Origin of the sequence: Rathayibacter sp. YIM 133350, assembly GCF_037404875.1 — a bacterium.
Lineage (GTDB): Bacteria > Actinomycetota > Actinomycetes > Actinomycetales > Microbacteriaceae > Orlajensenia.
The window spans coordinates 51,783-74,502 of the sequence record NZ_JBBELO010000034.1 but is presented as its reverse complement, the minus strand read 5'-3'; the positions used below and the strand labels follow the sequence as shown (position 1 = coordinate 74,502).

The following is a 22,720-nucleotide window of genomic DNA, read 5'->3' as shown; positions in this document are numbered from 1 at the left end:
CGAGGAGGTTCGGACCCCTATACGGTCAGCACCGAAGTGGTGACCAACACGAACGGCCCCGACTCGGGCGCCGAGAACGGTGAAAGCGCCCGGCTGCCGACCCGGATGGGCGGCAGCCGGGCGAGGGCTCAGCGATCGCGGTTGCGCTTCGTCTCGGTCTTCGAATCCGCCTCATCCTTGTCGGAGTCCGCATCGCCGTGGCTCTCGCGGATGCGGCGGCCCTCCTCGATGTCCTTCTCCTCCTGCTTGGCGGCCTTCTCGCTCTTGCGCGTGTCACGCGGCGGCAGCTGGATGTCCTCCTCCGCGGCGATTCCCGCCTGCAGCTGGCGCCCGCGCTCCATCTCCGCGTCGAACTCTGCACCGAACAGCAACGCAAGGTTGGCGATCCAGAGCCAGAGCAGGAAGACGATGATGCCCGCGAACGATCCGTACGTGCGCTCGTAGTTGGAGAAGTTGGCGACGTAGAGGCCGAATCCGAGCGAGGCGATGGCGAGCACGACGAGTGCGATGACCGCCCCGAGGCTCATCCAGCGGAACTTCGGCTGCTTGGCGTTCGGCGTGGCGTAGTACAGCACGGCGACGATGAGGATGAGCAGAAACAACAGCAGCGGCCACTTGAGAATCGACCAGATCAGCTTGACCGCCGGCCCCAGACCGAGGGCATCGCCGACGGCATCCGTCACGGGGCCCGAGATGATGAGGATCGCCGCCATGACGAGAATGAGAACGATCGCGACGATCGTGACGAGAAGCTGCATCGGCCGCAGCTTCCAGAACGGCCGGCCCTCGGCGATCTCGTAGATGCGGTTCATGGCGCGGCTGAAGGCCCCGACGTATCCGGATGCCGACCAGATCGCCAGCACGATTCCGAACACGAGCGCCCACCCGGCCGACGGCGACGAGGAGAACTGTTCGAGTGGCTTGCGCACGGTGGAGAGCACATCGGCCGGCACGACTCCCTGCACCGTGCTGAGCAGTGAGCGAACAGCCGCCTTGCCCTGACCGAACACGCCGAGCAGGGACGTGATCGCCAGGAGTGCCGGAAAGAGGGCGAGCACGGCGTAGTAGGTGAGCGAGGCGGCGATGTCGAAGCACTGGTCCGAAACGAATTCGCGGTAGCTCTTCCGCAATACGTAGACCCACGATCGCTTCGTCACCTCGGTCGGCGAATCGGGCTTGCGGTCGTCATCGGGAGCCGGTGCCCCGTTCTTGTGCACCTCGGTGGTGTCGCGTGCCATGGTAACCGCCTCAGAATCGTCGGATATTCAGCGTAGAAAGTGCCCTCCGACCACGCGAGGCGGTTGACGCGGCGGATTCCCGGCGTTAAGAAAGCGCACCTTCTCGCGATGCACCCGGACCTCTGGGCACCGGATGCGGGGCGGCCGTCAGACGAGGGCGAGGGCGAGGGCCAGGGTGGCCGCTCCGACGGTGAGCGGGGCGACGACCAGGCCGGCGAGTGCGAAGCGGCGCCAGCTGATCTGCACGTCCATGGCGACCAGACGCTGGTGCCAGAGCAGCGTCGCCAGCGATGCCCACGGCGTGATCAGCGGTCCGGCGTTGACCCCGATGAGCAGGGCGATGAGTCGCCGAGGGGTGTCTGCCGTTGGCTCGAGGGCCAGGTAGGCCGGCAGGTTGTTCGCGGCATTTGCTCCCGCCGCGCCGACTCCGGCCATCTGCAGCAGGGCGGCAGGGGAGTCGCCCGATCCCGCCACCTCGGCCAGCAGTTGGCCCAGTCCGAGCGCGTGCGCCGCCTCGAGCACCAGGAAGAGGCCGGATGCGAGCAGGAGCAACGGCACGGGAACCAGGCCCAAGCGCAACACGCTGGGGCGGGCGATGGCGAACGTGACGAGAAGCACGGCTGCGGCCGCGCACGCCGGCATCCACACGGGCAGTCCCGACACCAGCCCGGGGATGAGCACGGCCACGGCGGTGGTCGCGGCGATGAGCAGTGTTGGGTCGCTGACCCTGTTGGGCCGCTCGACCGTGTACCGCGTGAAGAGCGCACGCCGTGCCATCACCCCGACCGCGACGACGGGAACCAGCACGGCGACGAGTGCCGGCAGCCAGGTCATCGCTGCGAACGCGAGCGGGCTCACCGCGCCGCCGGCCTGGGACGACAGGGTCGACTGTGCGAGCAGGTTGGTCAGGTTCGACACGGGCAAGAGGAGCGAGGCCGTGTTTGCGAGCCAGACCGTCGTGAACGCGAACGGAAGTGGGCTCAGGCCCGCGTGCCGGGCGGCGATGATGACGACCGGCGTGATGAGCACCGCCGTGGTGTCGAGCGAGAGGAACACCGTCGCGAGCACGGCGAGCGCCACGACGATGAGCCAGAGCAGCCACGTGCGCCCGCCGGCCCACACTGTGGCATGCTCGGCGATCCACGAGAACAGTCCGGCCTCCGCGGCCAGTTCCGTCACGATCGTCATCGCGAGAACGAAGAGCAGGATGGGCCATACCCGCTCCCAGAGAGTGATGGCCTCGGCCAGCGGCAGGATGCCGGTGGCGACCGCGATCGCTCCCACTGCGAGCAGGACGATGCCGATGACTGCCGTGCGCATCGATCACCTTCCGCCCATCGCCGCGGCGGAGCGCCGGGTCTGCGTGCTCCAGACTCTCATGGAGAACGTCCTGTCGATCGCGATCAGGCGAGTTCCTCCCCGACCTGCACGAACGGCCAAACGATTTGTGCGGGCAGAGACTCAGTCTCCGTCGCTGCCATCGAAGGTCACCGCAGGAGTGCGGGCCGGGGGTTCCGTGCGGAAGCCGACCAGCTTGTGGGAGCCGTCGCAGAACGGCCGGAGCGCCGATGCGCCGCACCGGCACAGCGCCACGGTACGCCGGTTCGCCGCCACGGCATCCCCGTGCTCGTCGACGAGGGCGATCTCGCCGCGCACGAGCAGCGGTCCATTGGGGCAGGCGGTGATGACCGTGCTCACAGCGGCCCCCGAAGCGAGGTCTCGCCGGCCTCGAAGCTCTCCAGCACGCTCCCCCATGCCCGGCCGTCGATTCTCAGGCACGCGGCCGCACCGAAGAGGATGTCGTCGACGAGCTCGGGCTCCTCTTCGGCCAATCCGCCGGCGAGGTCGTGCGCCGCGATCTGCTCGTGCACCGCATCGGCCTCGACGTGCTCGTCGAAGTAGTCGGATGCCGCGGCACTCAGCTGCAATCGCCGGAAGCCGTTCGCGTATGCCCGACACGGAATGGAGGAGGTCATCTCGTACGCCGCCAGGTGTCCGACGATCGCGCCGCGCAGGCGGCGGTGCAGCCCGAACAGCGACATCATGTTCATCGACGCGAAGACCGGCGCCCGCACGTTGTCGACGTAGGCGCCGTAGCGATCGCTCAGACCGAGCTCCCGCAGGCAGGTTCCGAAGATCGTGGCGTGCAAGCGCTCCGGCCGGCCGCCGCCGTACTCATCCGCCTGGATCTCGACGAGGGCGGCCTTCGCCCGGCGGTGCAGGCGCGGGATCGCCCAGCTGTGCGGATCGGCCTCCTTCAGCGTGTAGATCGAGCGGTTGACCAGCACCTCACGTAGTTGCTCCACAGTGGCATGGCGCTCGATGAAGGCAGACAGGCTCGGCCCGTCGTCGAGTTCGACCAGGGCGGCCAGGGCCTCGGGAACGCCGCGTTCGGCGTGCGGTTGCGGCACTTCGCGGCGCAGATCCGCCTCGAATGCATCCTCGAGCAGCGCTCGGGCGGCCAGCAGCGACGGATTCCACTCCCAGCGCTCATCGACCCCGAGAATACCGCCGTAGTGCAATTCGTAGAGCAGGAACAGGCTCAGTTGCACATCGTCGTCGTCGAGCGTGTTCGCGGTGTGCTCGAGCACGCTTCGAGCGACGCCCGCGAGACCCTCGGCCGCCGTGCCGTTCTGCAGAACATCGACGAGGGCGCGGCTCAGTGGCCCCCGTGCGGCCGGTATCGCCATGGGCGCCATGGGCGATGACGCCGTTCTCTCCATCGTCAACGTCACCGCAGCCTCCCCGCTCACGGTTCCACGCTAGGCACCGCGGGGTGGGAACGCAGGGGCTTGACGGTCCTCAGACCCGCTGGTATCCGCGGAGAGAGGGTGCCTCAGCCGCCGTAGTTCTCCTTCACCAGCGCGACGAGCGCGGCGATCCCGGTCAGGCCGCCGACGAGGCCGATGAGTCCCAGAACCGACCACAGGATGGCTTCCACCACGATCTCCTCACTGGCTCCGACGCTGGGGGCGGCACCGCCTCCATTGTGGCAGCTTCGGCGCCGAGCGCCCACCCGTTCGCGGCCGCCGAGGATCCAGTGCCAGACTCGACTCACATCCGAGCACAGGAGACACGGTGACAACTGCGCCCCAGACGCAACAGCCGGCGAAGCCGGCTTCCGGCGAGAGCCTCGTCACCGTGATCATCGCCTTCGGCGCCAACCTGCTGATCGCGGTGGCCAAGTCCCTCGCCGCCGCTCTGACGGGGTCGGCCTCGATGGTCGCCGAGGCCGCGCACTCCTGGGCCGACACCGGCAACGAGGTGCTGCTCATCGTCGCCGAGAGGCGCTCGAAGCGCCCTCGGGATGCGCGGCATCCGCTCGGTTACGGCAAGGACGCCTACATCTGGTCGATGTTCGCGGCGTTCGGCATCTTCACGGCCGGCGCGGTCGTATCGATCCAGCACGGCGTTCAGCAACTGCTCGAACCCGAGCCGGCATCCGACTACCTCATCGCGTACATCGTGCTCGGCGTCTCGCTCGTTCTCGAGGGCATCTCGTTCATGCGCGCCTACCGCGAGGCCAGCCAGGTGGCCCACGAGCGCAGCACCGGCACGCTCGAGCACGTGATCGAGAGTTCGAATCCCACCCTGCGAGCGGTCTTCGCCGAGGATGCCGCGGCCCTCATCGGCATCGTGCTCGCCGGCGCGGGCATCGGCCTGCACCAGCTGACGGGCGATCCGGTGTGGGACTCACTCGGCTCCATCCTCGTCGGCGTTCTGCTCGGGCTGGTCGCCGTGGTTCTCATCGCTCGCAACCGCGCCTTCCTGCTCGGCCAGGCGGTGGGTCCCGTCATGCGCGACCTCGCGTTGCGGCAACTGCTCGAGCGGCCCGACATCGAACGGGTCACCTACCTGCACATCGAGTTCATCGGCCCGGCCCAGCTGCTCTTCATCGCGGCCGTCGACCTCGCGGGCGACGACAGCGAGTCGCACGTCGCGTACGCGTTGCGCCGCATCGAGGAGGAACTGACCGGCCAGCCCTACATCGTCGAGGCCGTGCTGACACTCTCCGCGCCCGACGAGGCCTCGCTCTCCGTCGCCGCCCCTGCCTGAGCAGCCGAGGCGACTCGCAGACCGTCGCACCACCTCCCCTGGCGAGTCGGATTGACGTTTCACTCAGGTTGCACATGGGACGATAGAGGAGCGTGTGCCTATCCCGCCTCCCCGTGGGGCCGCCTGTCGAGAGGAGTCCAGTGAGCCAGCCGTCGTTGCCATCGCGCCGAAGCAAGCGTGTTCAGCCCATTCGCCATGGCCGCCAGCCGCGCAATCACTGGGCGCTCAGCATCCTCAAGGCCACCGGCATCACCCTCGTCGTCGCACTGATCACCGGCACCTCCGTCGGCGCGTTCGCGCTCGGCGAGCTCAACAAGTCGGTCGCCTCGAACGCCATCGACATCTCCAACGGCGCCAAGGGCGCGACGCCTGCACCGGTTCCGCACATCGGGGCCATCGACGGCGGCTTCAACTTCCTGCTCGTCGGAACCGATAACGACGCCAACCAGGGCGACGCCTACGGTGAGCGCGACGCGACCCTCAACGACGTCAACATCCTGCTGCACGTCTCGGCCGACCATAAGTCGGGGGTCGTCGTGAGCATCCCCCGCGACCTCGTCGTGGCGCACCCCGACTGCACCGACCCGACGACCGGCAAGACCTTCGACGCCATGTCGGCGCGCCCCTTCAATGAGGCATTCGAGCGAGGCGGCCTCGGCTGCGTCGTCGCCACGGCCCAGAAGCTCACCGGCCTCGACATCCCCTACGCCGGCACGGTCTCGTTCAACGGCGTCATCGCCATGACGGATGCCATCGGCGGCGTTCCCGTCTGCGTCAACGAGCCCATCGACGACCCGTACACGGGCCTGAACCTGCCCGCCGGCAACACCACCATCTCGGGCGCGACGGCACTGGCGTTCCTGCGCAACCGACACGGCGTCGGCGACGGCAGCGACCTCTCACGCATCTCGGCGCAGCAGGCGTACATGTCCTCCCTCATGCGCACCATGAAGAGCGCGAGCACGCTGACCGACGTCGGCAAGCTGTACTCGCTCGCCCGAGCCGCGGCGACCAACGTGAAGCTCTCCTCGAACCTGGCGAGCCTGGACGCCATGGTCGCCATGGCGTACGCACTGAAAGACGTGAACCTCGACCAGCTGGTCTTCGTGCAGTACCCCGGCACGACGGGGGACCCCGACTTCCCCGGCAAGGTCATGCCGCAGCGCGACTTGGCGGAGCAGCTCTTCGCGGCCATCACCGCCGACAAGCCCATCAGCCTCGATGCCAACGCCCTGGGCGAGGGCGTCGTGAGCGACCCGTCGGTGCCGGCTCCCACCGATACTGCGGCGCCTGCTCCGGATGCGCCGGCCCCCACTGACGGCGCCACGGCCGCACCGACCGGGACCCCGTCGACCGCGGGGCCTGAGGTCATCGACGGCCTGAAGGGCCAGACCGCGAACACCCAGACCTGCGCCAAGGCGAACAACTAGCCACCGGCATCCGTCCTGCGCAGCGCGGGACGTGCGTGCGATACTGCTGCTGAGCGGGGCGGCGCGGTCGACGTGAACGGCGCGATGGTCTCGCGACCACAGTCGGGAGCGCTCATGACCCACGACACGGTGGCTGCCGATGCCACGGATGCCCTGCTGCTCGAGGAGTTCGAGGACCGCGTCGTCGCCACCATCAATCGCCCGCGACAGCGCAACGCCATCGACACGGCCGTCGTCGAGGCTCTCCACGCCCTCTGCGAGCAGCTCGAGCGCCATCCTCGCGTGCTCATCCTCACCGGCACCAACGGGGTCTTCGCGTCGGGAGCCGACATCCGCGAGATGAGGGAACGCACCCCGGCTGAGGCTCGGGCGGGCATCAATGCGCATGCCTTCATCCGCATCCGGGAACTCGACCTTCCCGTGATCGCGGCTGTGGACGGCTACGCCCTGGGTGGGGGGGCGGAACTGGCCTACGCCGCCGACATCCGCATCGGTACCCCGCGTGCGCGCTTCGGCAATCCGGAGACCGGCCTCGGCATCATCGCCTCGGCAGGTGCGGCCTGGCGGCTGCCGGAGATCGTCGGCGAGGGGCGCGCCACGGAGTTGCTGCTGACCGGACGGGTCATCGAGGCCGATGAGGCGCTGGCCATCGGCCTGCTCTCGTCGGTGCACGCCCCCGACGCGCTGCTGCCCGCGGCGCACGTGCTGGCCGATCGCCTCGGCAAGAACGATCGGGCGGCGGTGATCGCGATGAAGAAGGCGATCGCGGCGCCGCGGACCCAGCATCCGGCCATCGACCTCGAACTGCAGGGCGTGCTGTTCGAGAGCCCGGAGCGACAGCGGCGCATGGACGCTTTCCTCGAGGGGCGGCGCGACTGAGGCGACGCCCGCGTCTCAGGCCTTCAGAGCGAGTGCGAACGGCAGTACCGCCGACGCACCCGCCCGGCGCAACTCGCGCGCGGCCACCGTCATCGTCCACCGGGAGTCGACGAGGTCGTCGACAAGCAGCACGGGACCATCGGGCAGGGTCAGGGCCGAGGCGTCGAACCGGCCCCAGACGCCGGCCAGCCGGAACGCGCTGTTGCCGCCCGGAGAACCGCTCGGTCCGCCAGCCGACAGGCCGAGCGTGCCGAGGTACGGCAGGCGTCCAACCGAGGCCAGCCCCTCGGCGAGGGAGCCGACGAGCAACGGGCGGGACCGCGAGGGGACGGCGAGAACGGCGACCGGCCGGCTCTCCCACTGCCATTCGGAGAGCACCCGGATGCAGGCGGCGAGCACCTGCTCACTGAGTGGCGCGTCAGGGGTCGACGGTGCGAGCAGCTGACGCAGGGCGCCTCCCCATCCCAAGTCCGTCATCCGCGCGAGCGCACGACCTTCGGCGCTGCGCTCCCCCTCCGGGATGCGCCCCTTGACCGGCACCCCGAGCTTGTCGGCGCCGGTCGGCCACAGTGTGCGGGCTTCCACCGGCACGCCCACGCGCGTTAGCGACCCTGCAGCCGACGCGGCCGCCTCCCCCGTGACCTCCACCGGAAACCAGCGCCCGGCGCAGTTGTCGCACCGACCGCACGGCGCCGCGGTCGGGTCGTCGAGCGAGCGCTGCAACAGCTCCATGCGGCACTCCGTGGTGGTCTCGTATTCGAGCATGCGTTGCTGCTCGGCGACCCGGTCGGCGGCGATGCGCTCGTAGCGTTCGGCGTCGTACACCCAGGGTGACCCCGTGGCGACCCAGCCACCCTGCACCTTGCGAACGGCCCCGTCGACGTCGAGCACCTTGAGCAGCAATTCCAGCGGGGTGCGCCGGATGTCGACGAGGGCCTCGAGCGCCGGCGTGGAGGTCGGCCGGTCGGAGAGCGCCTCGATGACGCGCGACGCCCGAACCTCATCGGGCATGGACGACGTCGCGAAGTACTGCCAGATGTCGGCATCCTCCCGGCCGGGAAGCAGCAGCACGTCGGCGTTCTCGGTCGCTCGCCCGGCTCGGCCCACCTGCTGGTAGTACGCGACCGGCGATGACGGGGCACCGAGATGAAGCACGAAGCCCAGGTCGGGCTTGTCGAACCCCATGCCGAGGGCGCTCGTGGCCACGAGCGCCTTCACGGTGTTCTGCTTCAGCGCCTGCTCGGAACGTTCCCGTTCGTCGGCATCCGTCTGCCCGGTGTAGGCGCGCACGTCGTGCCCGGCCTCACGCAACAGCCTGGCGGTGTTCTCGGCCGCGCTCACCGTGAGCGTGTAGATGATGCCGGAGCCCGGCAACTCGTCGAGGTGGCTGAGGAGCCAGCCGAGACGCGCCTCGGCATCGGGAAGCCGCAGCACGCCCAAGCGCAGCGAAGTGCGGGCGAGCGGCCCGCGGATCGTCACCACGTCGGCACCCGGCCCGTCGGCGGATGCGGCGCCCAACTGCTCGGCGACGTCGTTGACGACCCGACTGTTGGCCGTTGCCGTGGTGGCGAGCACCGGAACACCGGCAGGCAGGGCGGCGATCAGGTCGCGCAGCCGGCGGTAGTCGGGTCGGAAGTCGTGCCCCCAGTCGCTGATGCAGTGCGCCTCATCGACCACGAGCATGCCCATTCTGCGCACGAGCGCCGGAAGCTGGTTCTCGCGGAAGGCGGGGTTGTTGAGACGCTCAGGGGAGACGAGCAGCACATCGACCTCGTCCCGGTCGAGCTGGCCGAGCAACTGCGTCCACTCGGTGACGTTCGTCGAGTTGATGGCCACGGCGCGCACTCCCGCGCGGGCGGCGGCAGCCACCTGGTCGCGCATGAGGGCAAGGAGCGGGGAGACGAGCACCGTCGGTCCGGCGCCGCGCTGGCGCAGCAGCAGCGTCGCGACGAAGTACACCGCAGACTTGCCCCAGCCGGTGCGCTGAACCACCAATGCGCGTCTGTGCCCGTCGACAAGGGTCTCTATGGCCTCGAACTGGCCTTCGTGGAAGTCCGCGTCATCGCGGCCCACCAGACGACGCAGTACGGCACGGGCATCCACGCGGGTCGATTCACTCACCGTCCCACTCTCGCATCCACCACGGACGGCGATGACCGCGCTCGCACGCTGTGGAGAGCCGGATGCCGGAGCCGACCCTGTGGACTCAGGCCGCGGGCTGGCAGACGGCTGCGGCCTTCTGCGCCTCGGCCATCTGGTCCGCCGACCACGGCAAGGCGATCTCGGGCCTCTCCCGACCGCTCGAGGATGCCGCCTTGGCAGCGATCGAGGCGAGCTGCAGCGCGACCGAGCGCGCGAAGTCCTTGCCGGCCGTCGCGTTGTTGAGCATGACCGCAACGGTCAGTCCGCTGCCCGGGTCGGAGTAGGCCGCACTCAGGTAACCGCCCGCTGCTGCGGATGCACCCCGGAGCGGACCGTACTGCGCGGCGCCGAGCCCGTACCCCTGCCACGACGGCGCATCGGCGCTGAAGGGTACCGTCTGCCACTGCGCCTTGTAGGAGGTCTTGCTCACGAGGGCTCCCGTCGCCAGCGCCTGCGCCCAGGTGTGCAGGTCATCCAGCGATGAGACCATTCCACCTGCCGTCCAGCCCGATGACGGCGAGGTGCGCGAGACATCCCGCACGGCATCGCAGACCACATTCCCGTCGCCGCCCCGCGGCGCCAGGTATCCCGCGGGATGCGACCCGGGAACGGTCAGCGTGGCCGCGTCGGGGAAGGCCGTTCCGTTCAGGCCGAGCGGAGAGAGCACGTATTGGTTGTAGAGGTCGCTCCATGACCGGGTCGTGCGCGCCTGCAGGGCCATCCCGAGCAGCACGTAGCCCGTGTCGGATGACGCCCAGACCGTGCCGGGCGCGGCCACACGTCCGCCGGCCAAGCCGTTGGACGCCAGCTCCAGGGGCGGCCAGATGCGTTCCGGGTTCTGCGCGAACTGGCCGGCGAGCATCGTCGAGTAGTCGGCCAGTCCTGAGGTCCCCTGGCAGAGCTGGCCCAGGGTGATCCCGTCGGTTCCGGGTACGGAGGGCAGCACGTCGATGAGCTGCTCATCGAGGCGCACCACCTTCTCCTCCACGAGCCGCAGCAGAACGGTGCAGGTCATCCCCCGGGTGAGCTCGCCGATGCGGAAGTGCTCGTCGGTGTTCATCGGAGTGTGCCCGCCGATGGTGGTGGTTCCCGACGCCGTCGTCCACTCCCCCGCCCAGGGCGCCCAGACGCCGGCGACGACGCCGGAGGAGGCGGACTGCGCCATGGCACTGTCGACGGCGGCCTTCAAGGCGTCCGCGGTCTCCTTGGGCAGGGATGCGGATGCCGACGACGGCAGCTTCGAGCGTGCATAGCCGGGAGCCGTGCAGGCCGTGAGCGCGAGCGCCAGCGTGATGGCGAGGGCGCCGGCAACGCGCATCCGTCGTCGGCTGCTGCTCACGTCTCCCCCTCCGCCCCCGGTGCCCTGATTCTATCGGTGTCGATACGCGCGCGGCCCCGGGGGCGCGCATAACGAATGCGCGACAAAGCCCGGCACGCGTCGGCGCTGCGCGGCTATTCCAGGTCGCCTTCGACCGGGGCGGGGCCGCCCTGCATGAATCGCACCACGTCGGGGTCGACGATGATGTCGCTCGGGCGCAGCGGTCGGGCAAGGTACAAACCCCGGATGCTCGTCAGCCGGCTCAGCGCGACGTAGGTCTGCCCCGGGCTGAACGCGCGGGCTCCGAGGTCGATGATGGCGGTGTCATAGGTCGCGCCCTGCGACTTGTGCACCGTGACCGCCCACGCGAGCCGCAAAGGGTACTGGGTGAACTCGCCGATGACATCCTTGGCGAGCTTCTTCGTGAGGGGGTCGTAGCTGTACTTGATCTTCTCCCAGACCGCCGGCTCGACCTCGTGCTCCTCCCCGTCCACCTCCACCCAGACGTTGCCCGATATGCGGGTGACCGTTCCCAGGGTGCCGTTGACCCACCGGGGACCGCCCTCGGCGCCGCTGTCGTTGCGCAGGAACATCACCTGCGCGCCCACCTTGAGCTCGAGCCGTTCGTCTGCGGGGAAGGCGCGGCCGGTGAATTCGCCGACCACCTCCGCCTCGTTGGTATGGGACTTGCCGGGCAGGCGGCGCAGCGCGGCGGCGTTGATGCGATTGACCGTGTCGTTCCGGGTGGCGAGGGTGATGGCGCCCTCTTCTGGCAGCGGGCGCCGCGCGCCGTAGCCGTTGAGCGCTCCACCGATCTCGGGCGTCACCTGGCCGTGGCGCACGGCGTTGAGCATGTGCTTGAAGCCGGCGTCGCTCTGGCGGTGGATCTCGCCGAGTTCGAAGATGCGCAGACCGGCCTCCTGCCAGACGTGCGCGTCGAAGAACCACATCGAGCGGTAGTGGTCCAGGTAGTACGCGCGCTCGTCGGCGTCGCCGGGAACGGGAGCGAGCTGGTACGGATCGCCGAAGAGCACCACCTGCACGCCGCCGAAGGGAACCTCGGGCTTCTGGCGCGCCTGCCTCAGGCTGCGGTCCATCGCATCCAGCAGGTCGGCGCTGACCATGCTGACCTCGTCTACGACGAGCGTGTCGATGGTGTTGAGCAGCTTTCTGGTGACGTCGTTCTGGTCGATCTCGTGATCGGCGATCAGCCCGATCGGCAGCCGGAAGAGGGAGTGGATGGTCTGACCGCCCACCCCGAGGGCGGCGACTCCGGTGGGCGCGCAGATGACGATCTGCTTCTCGGTGTTCCAGTTGAGGTGGTTCAGCAGCGTCGACTTGCCGGTGCCGGCCCGGCCGGTGACGAAGACGTGGTCGCGCGTGGACTCGATCGCCTCGAAGACCGCCGCCTGCTCGGGGGACAGGGCGATGAACGACACAGCACGCCTCTCGATCACGACTCTCCACCCACATTAGGCGACCCGGCCGTGACCGGGGGCGCACGGCATGCCCGCCCCTAGAATGACTGCGTGCAACCGGGTGCTGGGCAGGAGGGGGACGGCGCCGCCGATCCCCGGCCCACCGACGCGCCCGGCATGGAGGCCGTAGGCTCGGATGCCCGCCTCACGGAGACGGCAACGGCATCCCAGCCGGGAACCGAGCAGCACGTCGTGCCTCGCACGCTGCCTCCCCTGGTTCGCGCCTACGCGGGCGACCCCGACGTCGCGCCGACGGCTGTGCCCGCGACGAGTCCCTTCGGCATCACCGTTCCCGTGCCGATCATCTCGGATCGCGAGCTCGGGCTGTCCCATCCCGGCGCCCACGTCGCGGGGGCACCGGTACGCCTTGGGGCGGTGGTCTCCGGGGCAGTGCCACTGGAGGCCGCGGCCCCGCAACCGACGACGACCCCTCTCATCGCCATCGCGCTCTGGTGCGGTGTCGCCGTGCTGCTGCTGACCGCGCTCGTCTCGGCGATCGGATCGCTGAACCGCGACGTCTACAGTCCCTCCGGCTTCGTGCGCGAGTACCTCACCGCCCTCGAGGAGCGCAATGCCGACGTCGCGCTCTCCTTCCCCGGCGTCGACCTGACGAAGGCCCAACTCGCCGAGGCCGGGCTGCCGACGGATGCCGCCCGCACCCTGCTGCGCTCCTCCGTTCTTCGCGCGCCGAAGAACCTCGAATTCGTCAGCGACACTGCCGATGCGAAGGGCGTGCGCACCGTCGTCTACCGCGCCACGCTCGGAACGCAGCGCGATGAGGTCAGCTTCCGCGTCGAGCGCAACGGATCGTGGGCAGGCGTGTTCCACAGCTGGCGCTTCGCGACGAGCCCGCTCGGGGCGGTGTCTGTGACCGTGCTGCACGACAGCAGCTTCAGCGTCAACGGCCTCACGCTCGATGCTCGCGTGCAGGAGGCGCCTGATGCTCAGGCCGGGTTCAGTCACAGCGCGCGCTACCTGGTGCTCACCCCGAACCTGTACACCTTCAGCCGGCGGTCGCCGCTGCTGGAGGCCGCCGCGAAGCCGGTACCGCTCGCCCAGTCCGGCACGACCGAGGTGAGCATCGACGTTCAGCCCACCGCCACCTTCGTGAGCGAAGTGCAGACGCAGATCAACACCTACCTGACCGACTGCGCCAAGCAGCAGGTTCTGCAGCCCACCGGCTGCCCGTTCGGAACGGTCATCGACGACCGGCTCACCAGTCCCCCGGCGTGGTCGATCGTCGAGGACCCCGTCGTCAGTCTCGTCGCCGACGAGAGCGCCTTCCAGATGCCGCCCGCCGACGGTACCGCCCATGTCTCCGTCGGCGTGCAGTCGCTCTTCGACGGCGACGAATCCACCATCGAGCGTGACGAGTCTTTCACGATGGCGGCGACGGTCACCATCGGAAGCGACAACGCACTGAACATCCAGCTGCACTGACGCACGTCTTCTGCAGACCCGCCGGCACCCGGATGTGCGGCCGCGAGGACGCCCTGCTCAGGAGGCGGCGTCGCGCTGCGCGAGGGCGGCGAGCCGGGCGTTGTAGGCCGCCAGCTCGGCCTCCCCGGTGCGGTCGGCGTTGCGATCGCGGCGTCGGGTCTCACGCTCGTCGGCCCGGCTCCACTGGATGGCCACCGTGATGGCGAGCGCGAGCGTCGGGATCTCCCCAACGCTCCAGGCGATGCCGCCGCCGAACTGCTGGTCGGCCAGCGCATCCGTTCCCCAGCCCATCGCTCCGTACCAGTCCGAGAGCAGCAGGCCGGTCGCGGTCATGATGGCGAGGCCGAAGAAGGCGTGGAACGCCATGGTCAGCAGCAGGAGCAGCAACCGGAAGGGGTACGGGAGCCGGTACGGAACCGGGTCGACCCCGATGAGCGACTGCACGAACAGGTAGCCGGTCAGCAGGAAGTGCACCGTCATCCACTCGTGGCCGATGTGGTCGGTCGTGGCCCAGCTGAACAAGGGCGAGTAGTAGAAGATCCACAACGAGGCCGCGAAGAGCACCGCGGCCACGATGGGATTGGCGAGCACCTGCGCGGGCTTGGAGTGCACCGCCAGCAAAATCCACTCGCGGCCTCCGCGACTGCCGTCCTTGCGGGGGCGGATGGCGCGCGCGGCCAGGGTGACCGGTGCGCCCGGCACCAGCAGCACCGGCACCGCCATCGTGAGGGTCATGTGCGCGAGCATGTGTGTGCTGAACAGGTACTGGCCGTAGAGATTGACGGCACCGTTCGTGATGTAGAAGAGCACGAGCATGCCGGCGACCCACAGCACCGTGCGGTACACCGGCCACTTGTCGCCGCGCGCCCGCAATCGACGAACGCCGGCGAGGTAGAAGAAGATGCCGAAGGCGCACACGAGCAGCCACAGCAGGTCGAAGTCCCACGAGGTGAGGTAGCGGGCTCCCTCGAGCGGTGCGGGCAGCGGCTGTCCCGTCAGCAGTTCGGCCGGGGTGCGGCCGGAGGGCACCGACTCCGAGACCGGGGTGGCGGTGCGCGCCAGGGCGGCCGCGAGCCCCGAGGCGATGCCCATGAAGGCGAGTTCGGCGAGCACGATGCCCCAGAACCAGCCGTTGCCGGGGCGCCCGGAGGCCTCGGAGCGCTGCATGCGCCCGATGGCGTACCGGCGCTGAACGGCTCCGAAGCATCCGATGGCGAGCAGCGCGGCGATCTTGCCGAAGACGAGCACGCCATAGGGCGTCAGCAGGTTTCCCCACGTTCCCACGCGCAGGGCGGCACTCACGTAGCCGGATGCGGCGACGCAGATGAAGGCGATGAGGGCGACGCTCGAATACCGGCCCAGCACGGCGACCAGGCGGCCGGCGGGCAGGTGCCGCCGCAGCATCACGATGGTCAGCAATCCGCCCAGCCAGATGGCAGCGAACACGATGTGAATCCCCAGCGCCACGATGGCCGCGTTGTGCCCGGCCGTTCCGGCGGCGTGACCCTGTTGGGCCATCGGCACGAGCGAGGCGACGGCCACGAGCGTCACGAAGACGAGCGCCGTGTGGTTGCGCACGGCGAAGGCGAGAACCGTGACGAGGGCGCCGATGAGCGTCGTGCCGAGCCACGCCTGCCCTAGGGGGATGTCGGTGAGGAACTGGCTCAGCGTCGCGCCGAAGCGCTCGTCGAGGCCGAACGGCGTGTTCGTCACCGAGAGGAAGGTGAGGAAGCCGGTGACCGCAGATGCGACAGTGAAGACAGCCGCGGATGCCGCTGCCACGTCGAGCGCCGCGTCGAACTCCGGCTCCTTCGGGCTCAGGGCCCAGCAGGCCAGAACCAGGGCGCCGATCATGCCTGCTGCGGCGAGGTCCACGATGAGCGTCGCCGTCGGAAGGCCCCAGCGCACCAGGGCACCCGGGTCTTCGAGCGCCTGCGGGGAGGCGCCGCCGCCGTAGGAGAGCGCCGCGATGAGCGCGACAAGTGCCACTGCCACGAGCACGGCAGGACCGAGGACTCGGGCGGTGCGATTCACCCCCCAAGTCTACGTTCGCGTGGCTGGGCGCCTTCTGCCACCGAGGACGACGAAAGGCCCGGCATCCGCCGGGCCTTTCGTGGTGGAGCGTGGACTACTTGGCGGCAGCCTTGAGCTTGCTGCCAGCGGAGACCTTGACCGAGTTGCCGGCGGCGATCTCGATGCTCTCGCCGGTCTGCGGGTTGCGGCCGGTGCGCGCGGCACGGTGGGTGCGCTCGACGGCGAGCCATCCCGGGATCGAGACCTTGGTGCCCGAGCCGACGGCGTCGGCGAGTGCGTCGAACAGTCCGCCGATGACGCGGTCGACGGTGGCCTGGCTCTCGCCGGTGCCCGCAGCGATCTTCGCGACGAGCTCGGTCTTGTTCAGCGTGTCAGCCATTGAGTGTCCTCCTCGGACGTGTGTCTGTAGATACAGCTATCGAGTTATGTCAGGGCAGCACCGGATCGGTAAGCCCCCACGGCCGTGATGACCGCCTCGAACATAACAGAGATCGGCTTGTTTCCGCGGATTTCCGCCCTTTAGGGCGAAACGACACGCCGATTTCGCGCAGCATCCGTCACATCCGTCACCCTGATGAACGCGAAGAGGGCGCCGGCCGAAGCCGACGCCCTCTCGAGGTGCTGCGAGCCTTACCAGCTCGACTTGGTGATGCCGGGAAGCTCACCGCGGTGCGCCATGTCGCGGAAGCGCACACGGGAGACACCGAACTTGGTGAGAACGCCGCGGGGGCGGCCGTCGATGGCGTCGCGGCTGCGCACGCGCACCGGCGAGGCGTTGCGGGGCAGCTTCTGCAGGCCGACGCGAGCGGCTTCGCGCTCCTCGTCGGTCGAGGTCGGGCTCACGAGAGCCTTCTTGAGCTCGGCGCGCTGGGCGGCGTAGCGCTCCACGACGACCTTGCGCTGCTCGTTACGGGCGATCTTGCTCTTCTTGGCCATTCTTAACGCTCCTCGCGGAAGTCGACGTGCTTGCGCACTACGGGGTCGTACTTCTTCAGCACGAGACGGTCGGGGTCGTTACGGCGGTTCTTGCGGGTCACGTAGGTGTACCCGGTTCCAGCCGTGGAACGAAGCTTGATGATGGGACGGATGTCCTGCTGCTTTGCCATCAGATCTTCTCCCCGCGGGCCAGGATGTCCTTGACGACGGACTCGATGCCACGAGCGTCGATCACCTTGATGCCCTTGGCGGACACGTTCAGGGTGACGTTACGGCGAAGCGACGGAACGAAGTACGTCTTCTTCTGCACGTTGGGGTCGAAGCGCCGCTTGGTGCGACGGTGCGAGTGCGAGATGGCGTGACCGAAGCCGGGAACGGCTCCTGTCACCTGGCACACTGCTGCCATGGTTGTTCCTCCAATACCGAGGGGCTGATGCCCCTCCCAAGATCTCTTGTCGGCATGCGTCGGCCCGTTTTCGAGAGAATCGGGGAGTCGGCATACGATCCAGGCGCTGAGATCACGCCTAGCCAAAGGGAGAGTCTACGTCATGCCGGGCGTGTCGCCAAACCGGCAGCCGGCGGCCCCGCTGTGAATCTGCAGGACGAGCGGCACGGCGGGCGGCTATTCCGCTCGCCGTGCCGCTGATCCTGCAGATTCGATGCTGAGGGCGGTGCACTCCGCGCACAGGCCGAAGACATCGACCACGTGGGCGGCCTGGGTGAAGCCGTGCTGTGCGGCCACGCCCTGCGCCCAGGTCTCCACCGGCTCCGCACCGATCTCGACGGTCAGCCCGCAGTTGCGGCAGATGAGGTGATGGTGGTGCCCCGTGCTCGTGCACGCCCGGTACAGGCTCTCGCCCTCGGGGGACTGCAGCGAGTCGGCCTCGCCCTGCTCGGCCAGGCTGGCGAGCGCTCGGTAGACGGTGGCCAGCCCGATGGGGGAGCCGCCCGCGTGCAGCGCGCCGTGCAGGCCCTGCGCGCTGATGAAGCCGCCGCTGGCATCTAGTGCCTCCCGCACGGCCTCCCGTTGCCAGGTGTTGCGCTTCATACCCTCGCTCCTTCGTCTCTCAAGGCTAGCCGCGGCATCCGCCGAACCAGCAGCGCTGCCATGAAGAACCCCGCAGCGAGAAGGGCGATGGCCGGCCCCGCGGCCACATCGAGCGAGCGCGAGAGCAGCACCCCGAGCAGCCCGGATGCTGCGCCGATGATCGGCGCGACCACGAACATCGAGCCCACTGTCGGCGCGAGCAGCCGTGCCGCGGCCGCGGGAGCGGCGATCAGCGCGATCGCGAGGATGGCGCCGGCGGCCGGCATGGCGGTCACGACCGTCGCCGTGATGAGCACGAGCACGACCACGTCGAACGGAAGCGTGCGGAAGCCCGCCGCGGCGAACCCCGAACGATCGAACGTCTGGAAGAGGATCTGCTTGCCCATCGCCGCGAGTACGACCAGGGCGACGACGAGCACGCTCGAGGTGAGCACGATGTCGCTCGTCGAGACCGAGAGGATCGAGCCGACGAGGAAGGACTCGAGGTGCACGGGCACGTCGGGGCTGGCGGCCTGCATGAGCGCACCGATCGCGAACCCCGCGGTCAGCACGATGCCGGCGGCCACCTGGCCCCCCTGCCGGCGCACGCGCGTGATGAGGGCCATGATTCCCACGATGACGACACTGGCCAGTGCGGCGCCCAAGGGGATGTTCCACCCCAGCAACGCCGCCGCGACCGCGCCGGGGAAGGTCGCGTGGGTCAGCGCCTGGGCGAAGAACACGCGGCGGCGCAACACGACGAGCACGCCGACGAGCCCGCAGAGTGCGCCGATGAGCGCCGCCGCCAGCAGCGCCTTCTCGAAGTAACCCATCAGGCCCTCCGCATCCGGTCACGCGCGAGCCGACCCAGCAGCACGATCGCATAGAGGGCGACGAGCGTGACCACCACCGTCGATCCGGCCGGCAGTGAGACCCCGCCCGAAACAGATGCCGCGAAGCCGAGCCCCAGCCCGAGCCACGCGGCGAGCGCGCACGCCACGGCGGCGAGGGGGAACAGCATCCACAACCGCAGGGTGAGCAGGCGGGCGATCGCACCGGGAACGATGAGCACGGCGAGCACGAGCAGGTTGCCGACGGCACTGGATGCGGCCACGACGACGAGCGCGATCGCGACGTTGAGCACGAGGTCGAGCGCGAGCGGGCGGAAGCCGGAGGCCTCGCTACCTCGGGGGTCGAAGGCACGGTAGACCTGCGCGGGCAGGGTGGCGAGCACCGCGAGCACGGCGAGGCCGCAGATGGCGATCGTGCGCCAGAGGTCGGCATCCGTCACCGTGAGCAGGCGTCCGAAGAGCAGGGCGTCGAGCTGGCCGGCGAAGTCCGTCTGCCGAGAGACGACGAGCACGCCGATGGAGAAGAACCCGGTGAGCACGACGGCGATGGCCGAGTCCGACGCCACGCCGCGCCGCGTCAAGAGCGTGAGCAGCGCCGCCGCGAGCACGGCCGTGATGACGGCGCCGAGGAAGAGTCCGTCGCGGCCGCCCCACACGAATCCGATCGCGATGCCCGGGAAGACCGCGTGGGTGAGGCCGTCGCTGATGAACTCGAGCCCGCGCAGGTTCACGAGCACGCCGACGACGCCCGTGACGACCGAGAGGGCGAGCAGCACGCCGAGCGCCCGCGCCATGAACGGCAGCTGGAAGGCGGTGAAGAGCCAGTCCATCAGTGGCCCTCGTGGCCGGGGACCACAAGGGTGTGCTCGTCGACCTCGACGCCGACCCCGCCGAACGCCGCCTGCACGTTGTCGAGGGTGAGCACCCTCGTCGTCGGGCCGCAGGCGACCTGCCCGCCGTTCATGAGCAGCACGGTGTCGCAGACCTCGCGGGCGAGCTCGAGGTCATGCGTGGAGACCATCACCGCCACACCGCGCTCCTTCAGTACCCGCAGCGTCTGCACGAGGGCGTCGCGGTTGGCCTGGTCGAGGCCGTTGAACGGCTCATCGAGCAGAAGCAGTCCCGGCCCCGACGCGAGAGCACGCGCGAGCAGTCCACGCTGCTGCTGGCCGCCCGACAGGTCGCCGAAGCGCGTTGCGGCCCGATCGGCGAGTCCGACGGCCTCGAGCGACCGGCGCACCGCATCCGTGTCGGCGCGACCGGGCCAACGGAAGTAACCGAGGGAGCGGTAGCGGCCCATGGTCACCACCTGCTGCAGCGTGAGGGGGAAGTCGGGGTCGAGCTCGTCGCTCTGCGGCAGGTAGCCGATGCGCCGACGGGCGGCGCGCGCCGCGGCGGCAGCGCGTGCGGCGGGCAGGCCGCTGCGCACCTGGCCGAAGGATTCGAATCGTCCTGCGGTGACCGGGATCAGCCCGAGCACCCCTTTGAGCAGTGTCGACTTGCCCGAGCCGTTCGGCCCGATGAGGGCGACCGCCTCTCCGGCCGCCATCTCGAGGCTCACGCCGTGCACGGCGGCCGTGCCGTTGTACGAGAAGGCGGCGTTCTCGAGGCGCAGCACCGCATCCGTCGTCGGGTTCGCGCCGCCCCGCGATGAACGGATGCTCGCGCCGCTCACTGCAGCTCCGCCGGCAGTTCGGTGGGGGTGACGCCCCACGAGTCGAGCAGTTGGCGCACGTTGTGCAGCTGGGCCCGAATATAGGTGTCGCCGTCGCTGCCCGCCGGGCCGAGCGAGTCGCCGTAGAGGGCGTCGTCACCGTCGTACACCTTCACTCCCGCCTCGCGGGCGATGGTGTCGGCGAGCTTGGGGGAGAGGCTGGCCTCGCTGAAGACGGCGGTCGTTCCGGTTGCCTTGATGTCGACCACCAGCCGGTCGATCTCGGCGGCGCTCGGCTCGGCGTTGTCGTCGAAGCTCGGGATGACACTGCCGACGTAGTCGATTCCGTACGCCTCAACGAAGTAGCCGAAGGCGTCGTGGTTGCTCACGAACAGGCGCTGGGCCGCAGGGACGGTGTCGACGTTCTGCCGGGTCCAGTCATCCAGCGCGGTCAGCTTGGCCGTGTACGCCTCTGCGCGGTCCTGGATGGCGGATGCCTGCCGCGGGTAGCCGGCGGCCAGGGCGTCGGCGATGGTGTTCACCATCTGCGCGGCGCGGCGCGGGTCGGTCCAGATGTGCGGGTTGCTGCCGTGCTCTTCACCCGACTCGGCTGCGCCGTGCCCGTCCAGCGCGATGCCCGTGCTCGCGTCGACGACGACGGCATGCGAGCCTGACGCGTCGATGGCATCCTTCAGCCATTCCTCCAGGCCGGCGCCGTTCTCGACGATCAGGTCGGCCTGGCTGAGGGCCACGAGGTCGGAGGCCGACGGGTCGTAGCTGTGGGCACTCTGGTTGGGCTGGATGAGTTGCGTCACCTGCGCGGCCGAACCACCGACCTCTCGAGTGAAGTCGGCGACCTGGGTCGTGGTGGCGACGACCGAGAGTGCGTTCGGATCGAACGGCTCGGCCGTCGCGGTCGGCGATGTGGCGGGCAGGGGCGCGCATCCGGCGAGCACCAGCACCGCTGCCGCCACGCCGATGGCCGATGCCCACGTCTTCCTCACGCCTCGACGCTAACGCTATTGATAATCATTGTCAAAATGCTGGTTCGAAAAGCAGCCGGGATGCGGAGGGCTCTGCCAGCCTCCTGCCAGCGCGCTCACCGCCGGGGCCGGTAGGCTGCCGCCCGGCCCTGTCCCTGACGAAAGCTCTTCATGCGCCGCTCACAGCTCCTTCTCGCGTCCGCCGCCTCACTGACGGTGCTCGCAGCCCTCACGGCCTGCTCCAGCGGCAGCCCGTCGCCGGCCAGCACCACGACCGCCGCAGCGGCGGGTGATGTCGATGTGTGCGCGACCCCGTCGGGGAGTGCATCGAAGTCGGTCACGGTCACCCAAGACGTCGCGACGACGCCGACCGCCACCTTCGACAACGGCATCAGCGTCAAGAAGACCGAGCGCACCGTCGTCGTCAAGGGCACCGGCAAGGAGTTGAAGGCCGGCGGCACCGCGACCGTCGCCTACGCGGTCTACAACGGCTCGACCGGCAAGCAGATCGACGCCTCCGGCTACGACGGCACCACCCAGCCGCAGTTCACGGCGAGCGCCTCCGCGCTCATGACCGGCCTGGCCAAGACCATCGGCTGCGTGAATGAGGGCTCGCGCGTCGTCTCGGTCATCCCTCCCGCCGACGCCTTCGGCAAGGACGGCAACACCCAGCTCGGCATCGGCGCCAAGGACAACCTCGTGGTCGTGCTCGACGTCAAGAAGATCCTTCCCGACAAGGCGTGGGGTGCAGAGCAGCCCGCTCCTGAGGGCCTGCCGGCGGTGAAGCTCGCCAAGGACGGCAAGCCCACGATCACGCTGCCCAAGACGGATGCCCCCACTGAGTTCAAGGTGGGCGTGCTCAAGAAGGGAAACGGCGCCGTCGTCGCCGAGGGCGCGACCGTGACGGTGCAGTACCAGGGCACGTCGTGGGACACCGGCAAGATCTTCGATCAGAGCTGGGGACGCGGCACCGCCCAGTTCTCGCTCGCCCAGGTCGTTCCCGGCTTCTCGAAGGCCATCGCCGGCCAGACCGTCGGCTCGCAGGTGATCGCGGTGCTCCCGCCGGTGGATGCCTACGGTGAGAAGAGCGACTCCAACACGAGCGAGCTCGCCGGCCAGACGCTCGTCTTCGTGATCGACATCCTCGCCGCGAGCTGACCCGGGCCGCTGCGGCGGCATCCGCTCTGCGCCACTTTCACGGCCCCTGCACCAGTTGTTCTGGCGCAGGGGCCGTTTTCGTGGCGCAACGGATGC

The 22,720-nt window shown here is 69.3% G+C and carries 22 protein-coding genes; 5 read left to right on the top strand and 17 right to left on the bottom strand.

Features of this window, described 5'->3' with window-relative positions; translation table 11 throughout:
• Positions 1–128: 128 nt before the first annotated feature.
• The 4 genes from WDJ51_RS13385 to WDJ51_RS13370 form a co-directional block, all read right to left on the bottom strand.
• A complete protein-coding gene (locus tag WDJ51_RS13385) occupies positions 129–1,238 on the bottom strand; it encodes a YihY/virulence factor BrkB family protein (protein WP_337852962.1) in 1,110 nt (369 codons plus the stop codon).
• 147 nt (positions 1,239–1,385) lie between these two features.
• Complete coding sequence (locus tag WDJ51_RS13380) at positions 1,386–2,558, bottom strand: SLC13 family permease (protein ID WP_337852961.1); 1,173 nt, start codon at positions 2,556–2,558, stop codon at positions 1,386–1,388.
• A gap of 141 nt (positions 2,559–2,699) precedes the next feature.
• On the bottom strand, positions 2,700–2,936 hold the full coding sequence (locus tag WDJ51_RS13375) for a CDGSH iron-sulfur domain-containing protein (RefSeq protein WP_337852960.1): 237 nt from the start codon (positions 2,934–2,936) through the stop codon (positions 2,700–2,702).
• Positions 2,933–3,928 (bottom strand): iron-containing redox enzyme family protein, encoded by a 996-nt coding sequence (locus WDJ51_RS13370; RefSeq protein ID WP_337853070.1) that lies wholly within the window; start codon positions 3,926–3,928, stop codon positions 2,933–2,935. The genes WDJ51_RS13375 and WDJ51_RS13370 overlap by 4 nt, the downstream gene beginning before the upstream one ends.
• Positions 3,929–4,316: 388 nt before the next feature.
• On the opposite strand from WDJ51_RS13370, the gene WDJ51_RS13365 reads away from it, so the two are divergent.
• From WDJ51_RS13365 to WDJ51_RS13355, 3 genes are all read left to right on the top strand, one after another.
• Complete coding sequence (locus WDJ51_RS13365; RefSeq protein WP_337852959.1) at positions 4,317–5,294, top strand: cation diffusion facilitator family transporter; 978 nt, start codon at positions 4,317–4,319, stop codon at positions 5,292–5,294.
• A gap of 140 nt (positions 5,295–5,434) precedes the next feature.
• Complete coding sequence (locus tag WDJ51_RS13360) at positions 5,435–6,724, top strand: LCP family protein (protein ID WP_337852958.1); 1,290 nt, start codon at positions 5,435–5,437, stop codon at positions 6,722–6,724.
• A gap of 114 nt (positions 6,725–6,838) precedes the next feature.
• The gene (locus WDJ51_RS13355) at positions 6,839–7,603 is read left to right on the top strand and encodes an enoyl-CoA hydratase/isomerase family protein (RefSeq protein WP_337852957.1); all 765 of its coding nucleotides are present in this window, start codon (positions 6,839–6,841) and stop codon (positions 7,601–7,603) included.
• Between the two features lie 15 nt (positions 7,604–7,618).
• On the opposite strand, the gene WDJ51_RS13350 is transcribed toward WDJ51_RS13355, so the two are convergent.
• The 3 genes from WDJ51_RS13350 to WDJ51_RS13340 form a co-directional block, all read right to left on the bottom strand.
• Complete coding sequence (locus WDJ51_RS13350) at positions 7,619–9,724, bottom strand: RecQ family ATP-dependent DNA helicase (protein WP_337852956.1); 2,106 nt, start codon at positions 9,722–9,724, stop codon at positions 7,619–7,621.
• Between the two features lie 85 nt (positions 9,725–9,809).
• Positions 9,810–11,084: a serine hydrolase domain-containing protein gene (locus WDJ51_RS13345; protein WP_337852955.1), complete on the bottom strand. Its 1,275-nt coding sequence runs from the start codon at positions 11,082–11,084 to the stop codon at positions 9,810–9,812.
• 113 nt (positions 11,085–11,197) lie between these two features.
• Positions 11,198–12,502 carry an ATP-dependent DNA helicase gene (locus WDJ51_RS13340; RefSeq protein WP_337852954.1) on the bottom strand — a complete coding sequence of 435 codons (1,305 nt, stop codon included), beginning with the start codon at positions 12,500–12,502 and terminating at the stop codon, positions 11,198–11,200.
• Positions 12,503–12,592: 90 nt separating this feature from the next.
• On the opposite strand from WDJ51_RS13340, the gene WDJ51_RS13335 reads away from it, so the two are divergent.
• Positions 12,593–13,981, top strand: a complete 1,389-nt coding sequence (locus tag WDJ51_RS13335; protein WP_337852953.1) for a hypothetical protein — start codon at positions 12,593–12,595, stop codon at positions 13,979–13,981.
• A 57-nt stretch (positions 13,982–14,038) separates the two neighbouring features.
• On the opposite strand, the gene WDJ51_RS13330 is transcribed toward WDJ51_RS13335, so the two are convergent.
• From WDJ51_RS13330 to WDJ51_RS13285, 10 genes are all read right to left on the bottom strand, one after another.
• The gene (locus tag WDJ51_RS13330) at positions 14,039–16,015 is read right to left on the bottom strand and encodes a cytochrome c oxidase assembly protein (protein WP_337852952.1); all 1,977 of its coding nucleotides are present in this window, start codon (positions 16,013–16,015) and stop codon (positions 14,039–14,041) included.
• A 94-nt stretch (positions 16,016–16,109) separates the two neighbouring features.
• Complete coding sequence (locus tag WDJ51_RS13325) at positions 16,110–16,394, bottom strand: HU family DNA-binding protein (RefSeq protein ID WP_337852951.1); 285 nt, start codon at positions 16,392–16,394, stop codon at positions 16,110–16,112.
• Positions 16,395–16,645: 251 nt separating this feature from the next.
• On the bottom strand, positions 16,646–16,951 hold the full coding sequence (rpsN, locus tag WDJ51_RS13320) for a 30S ribosomal protein S14 (RefSeq protein ID WP_337852950.1): 306 nt from the start codon (positions 16,949–16,951) through the stop codon (positions 16,646–16,648).
• A 2-nt stretch (positions 16,952–16,953) separates the two neighbouring features.
• A complete protein-coding gene (gene rpmG, locus WDJ51_RS13315; RefSeq protein ID WP_089916186.1) occupies positions 16,954–17,121 on the bottom strand; it encodes a 50S ribosomal protein L33 in 168 nt (55 codons plus the stop codon).
• A complete protein-coding gene (gene rpmB, locus WDJ51_RS13310; RefSeq protein ID WP_337852949.1) occupies positions 17,121–17,357 on the bottom strand; it encodes a 50S ribosomal protein L28 in 237 nt (78 codons plus the stop codon). The genes rpmG and rpmB overlap by 1 nt, the downstream gene beginning before the upstream one ends.
• Positions 17,358–17,573: 216 nt before the next feature.
• On the bottom strand, positions 17,574–17,999 hold the full coding sequence (locus tag WDJ51_RS13305) for a Fur family transcriptional regulator (RefSeq protein WP_337852948.1): 426 nt from the start codon (positions 17,997–17,999) through the stop codon (positions 17,574–17,576).
• The gene (locus WDJ51_RS13300; RefSeq protein WP_337852947.1) at positions 17,996–18,811 is read right to left on the bottom strand and encodes a metal ABC transporter permease; all 816 of its coding nucleotides are present in this window, start codon (positions 18,809–18,811) and stop codon (positions 17,996–17,998) included. The genes WDJ51_RS13305 and WDJ51_RS13300 overlap by 4 nt, the downstream gene beginning before the upstream one ends.
• Positions 18,811–19,659: a metal ABC transporter permease gene (locus WDJ51_RS13295; RefSeq protein WP_337852946.1), complete on the bottom strand. Its 849-nt coding sequence runs from the start codon at positions 19,657–19,659 to the stop codon at positions 18,811–18,813. Before WDJ51_RS13295 ends, WDJ51_RS13300 begins: the two co-directional genes overlap by 1 nt.
• Positions 19,659–20,504: a metal ABC transporter ATP-binding protein gene (locus WDJ51_RS13290; RefSeq protein WP_337852945.1), complete on the bottom strand. Its 846-nt coding sequence runs from the start codon at positions 20,502–20,504 to the stop codon at positions 19,659–19,661. The genes WDJ51_RS13295 and WDJ51_RS13290 overlap by 1 nt, the downstream gene beginning before the upstream one ends.
• A complete protein-coding gene (locus WDJ51_RS13285) occupies positions 20,501–21,487 on the bottom strand; it encodes a metal ABC transporter substrate-binding protein (RefSeq protein WP_337852944.1) in 987 nt (328 codons plus the stop codon). Before WDJ51_RS13285 ends, WDJ51_RS13290 begins: the two co-directional genes overlap by 4 nt.
• Positions 21,488–21,637: 150 nt before the next feature.
• On the opposite strand from WDJ51_RS13285, the gene WDJ51_RS13280 reads away from it, so the two are divergent.
• Positions 21,638–22,624, top strand: a complete 987-nt coding sequence (locus tag WDJ51_RS13280) for an FKBP-type peptidyl-prolyl cis-trans isomerase (RefSeq protein ID WP_337852943.1) — start codon at positions 21,638–21,640, stop codon at positions 22,622–22,624.
• The last annotated feature ends 96 nt before the right edge of the window (positions 22,625–22,720 follow it).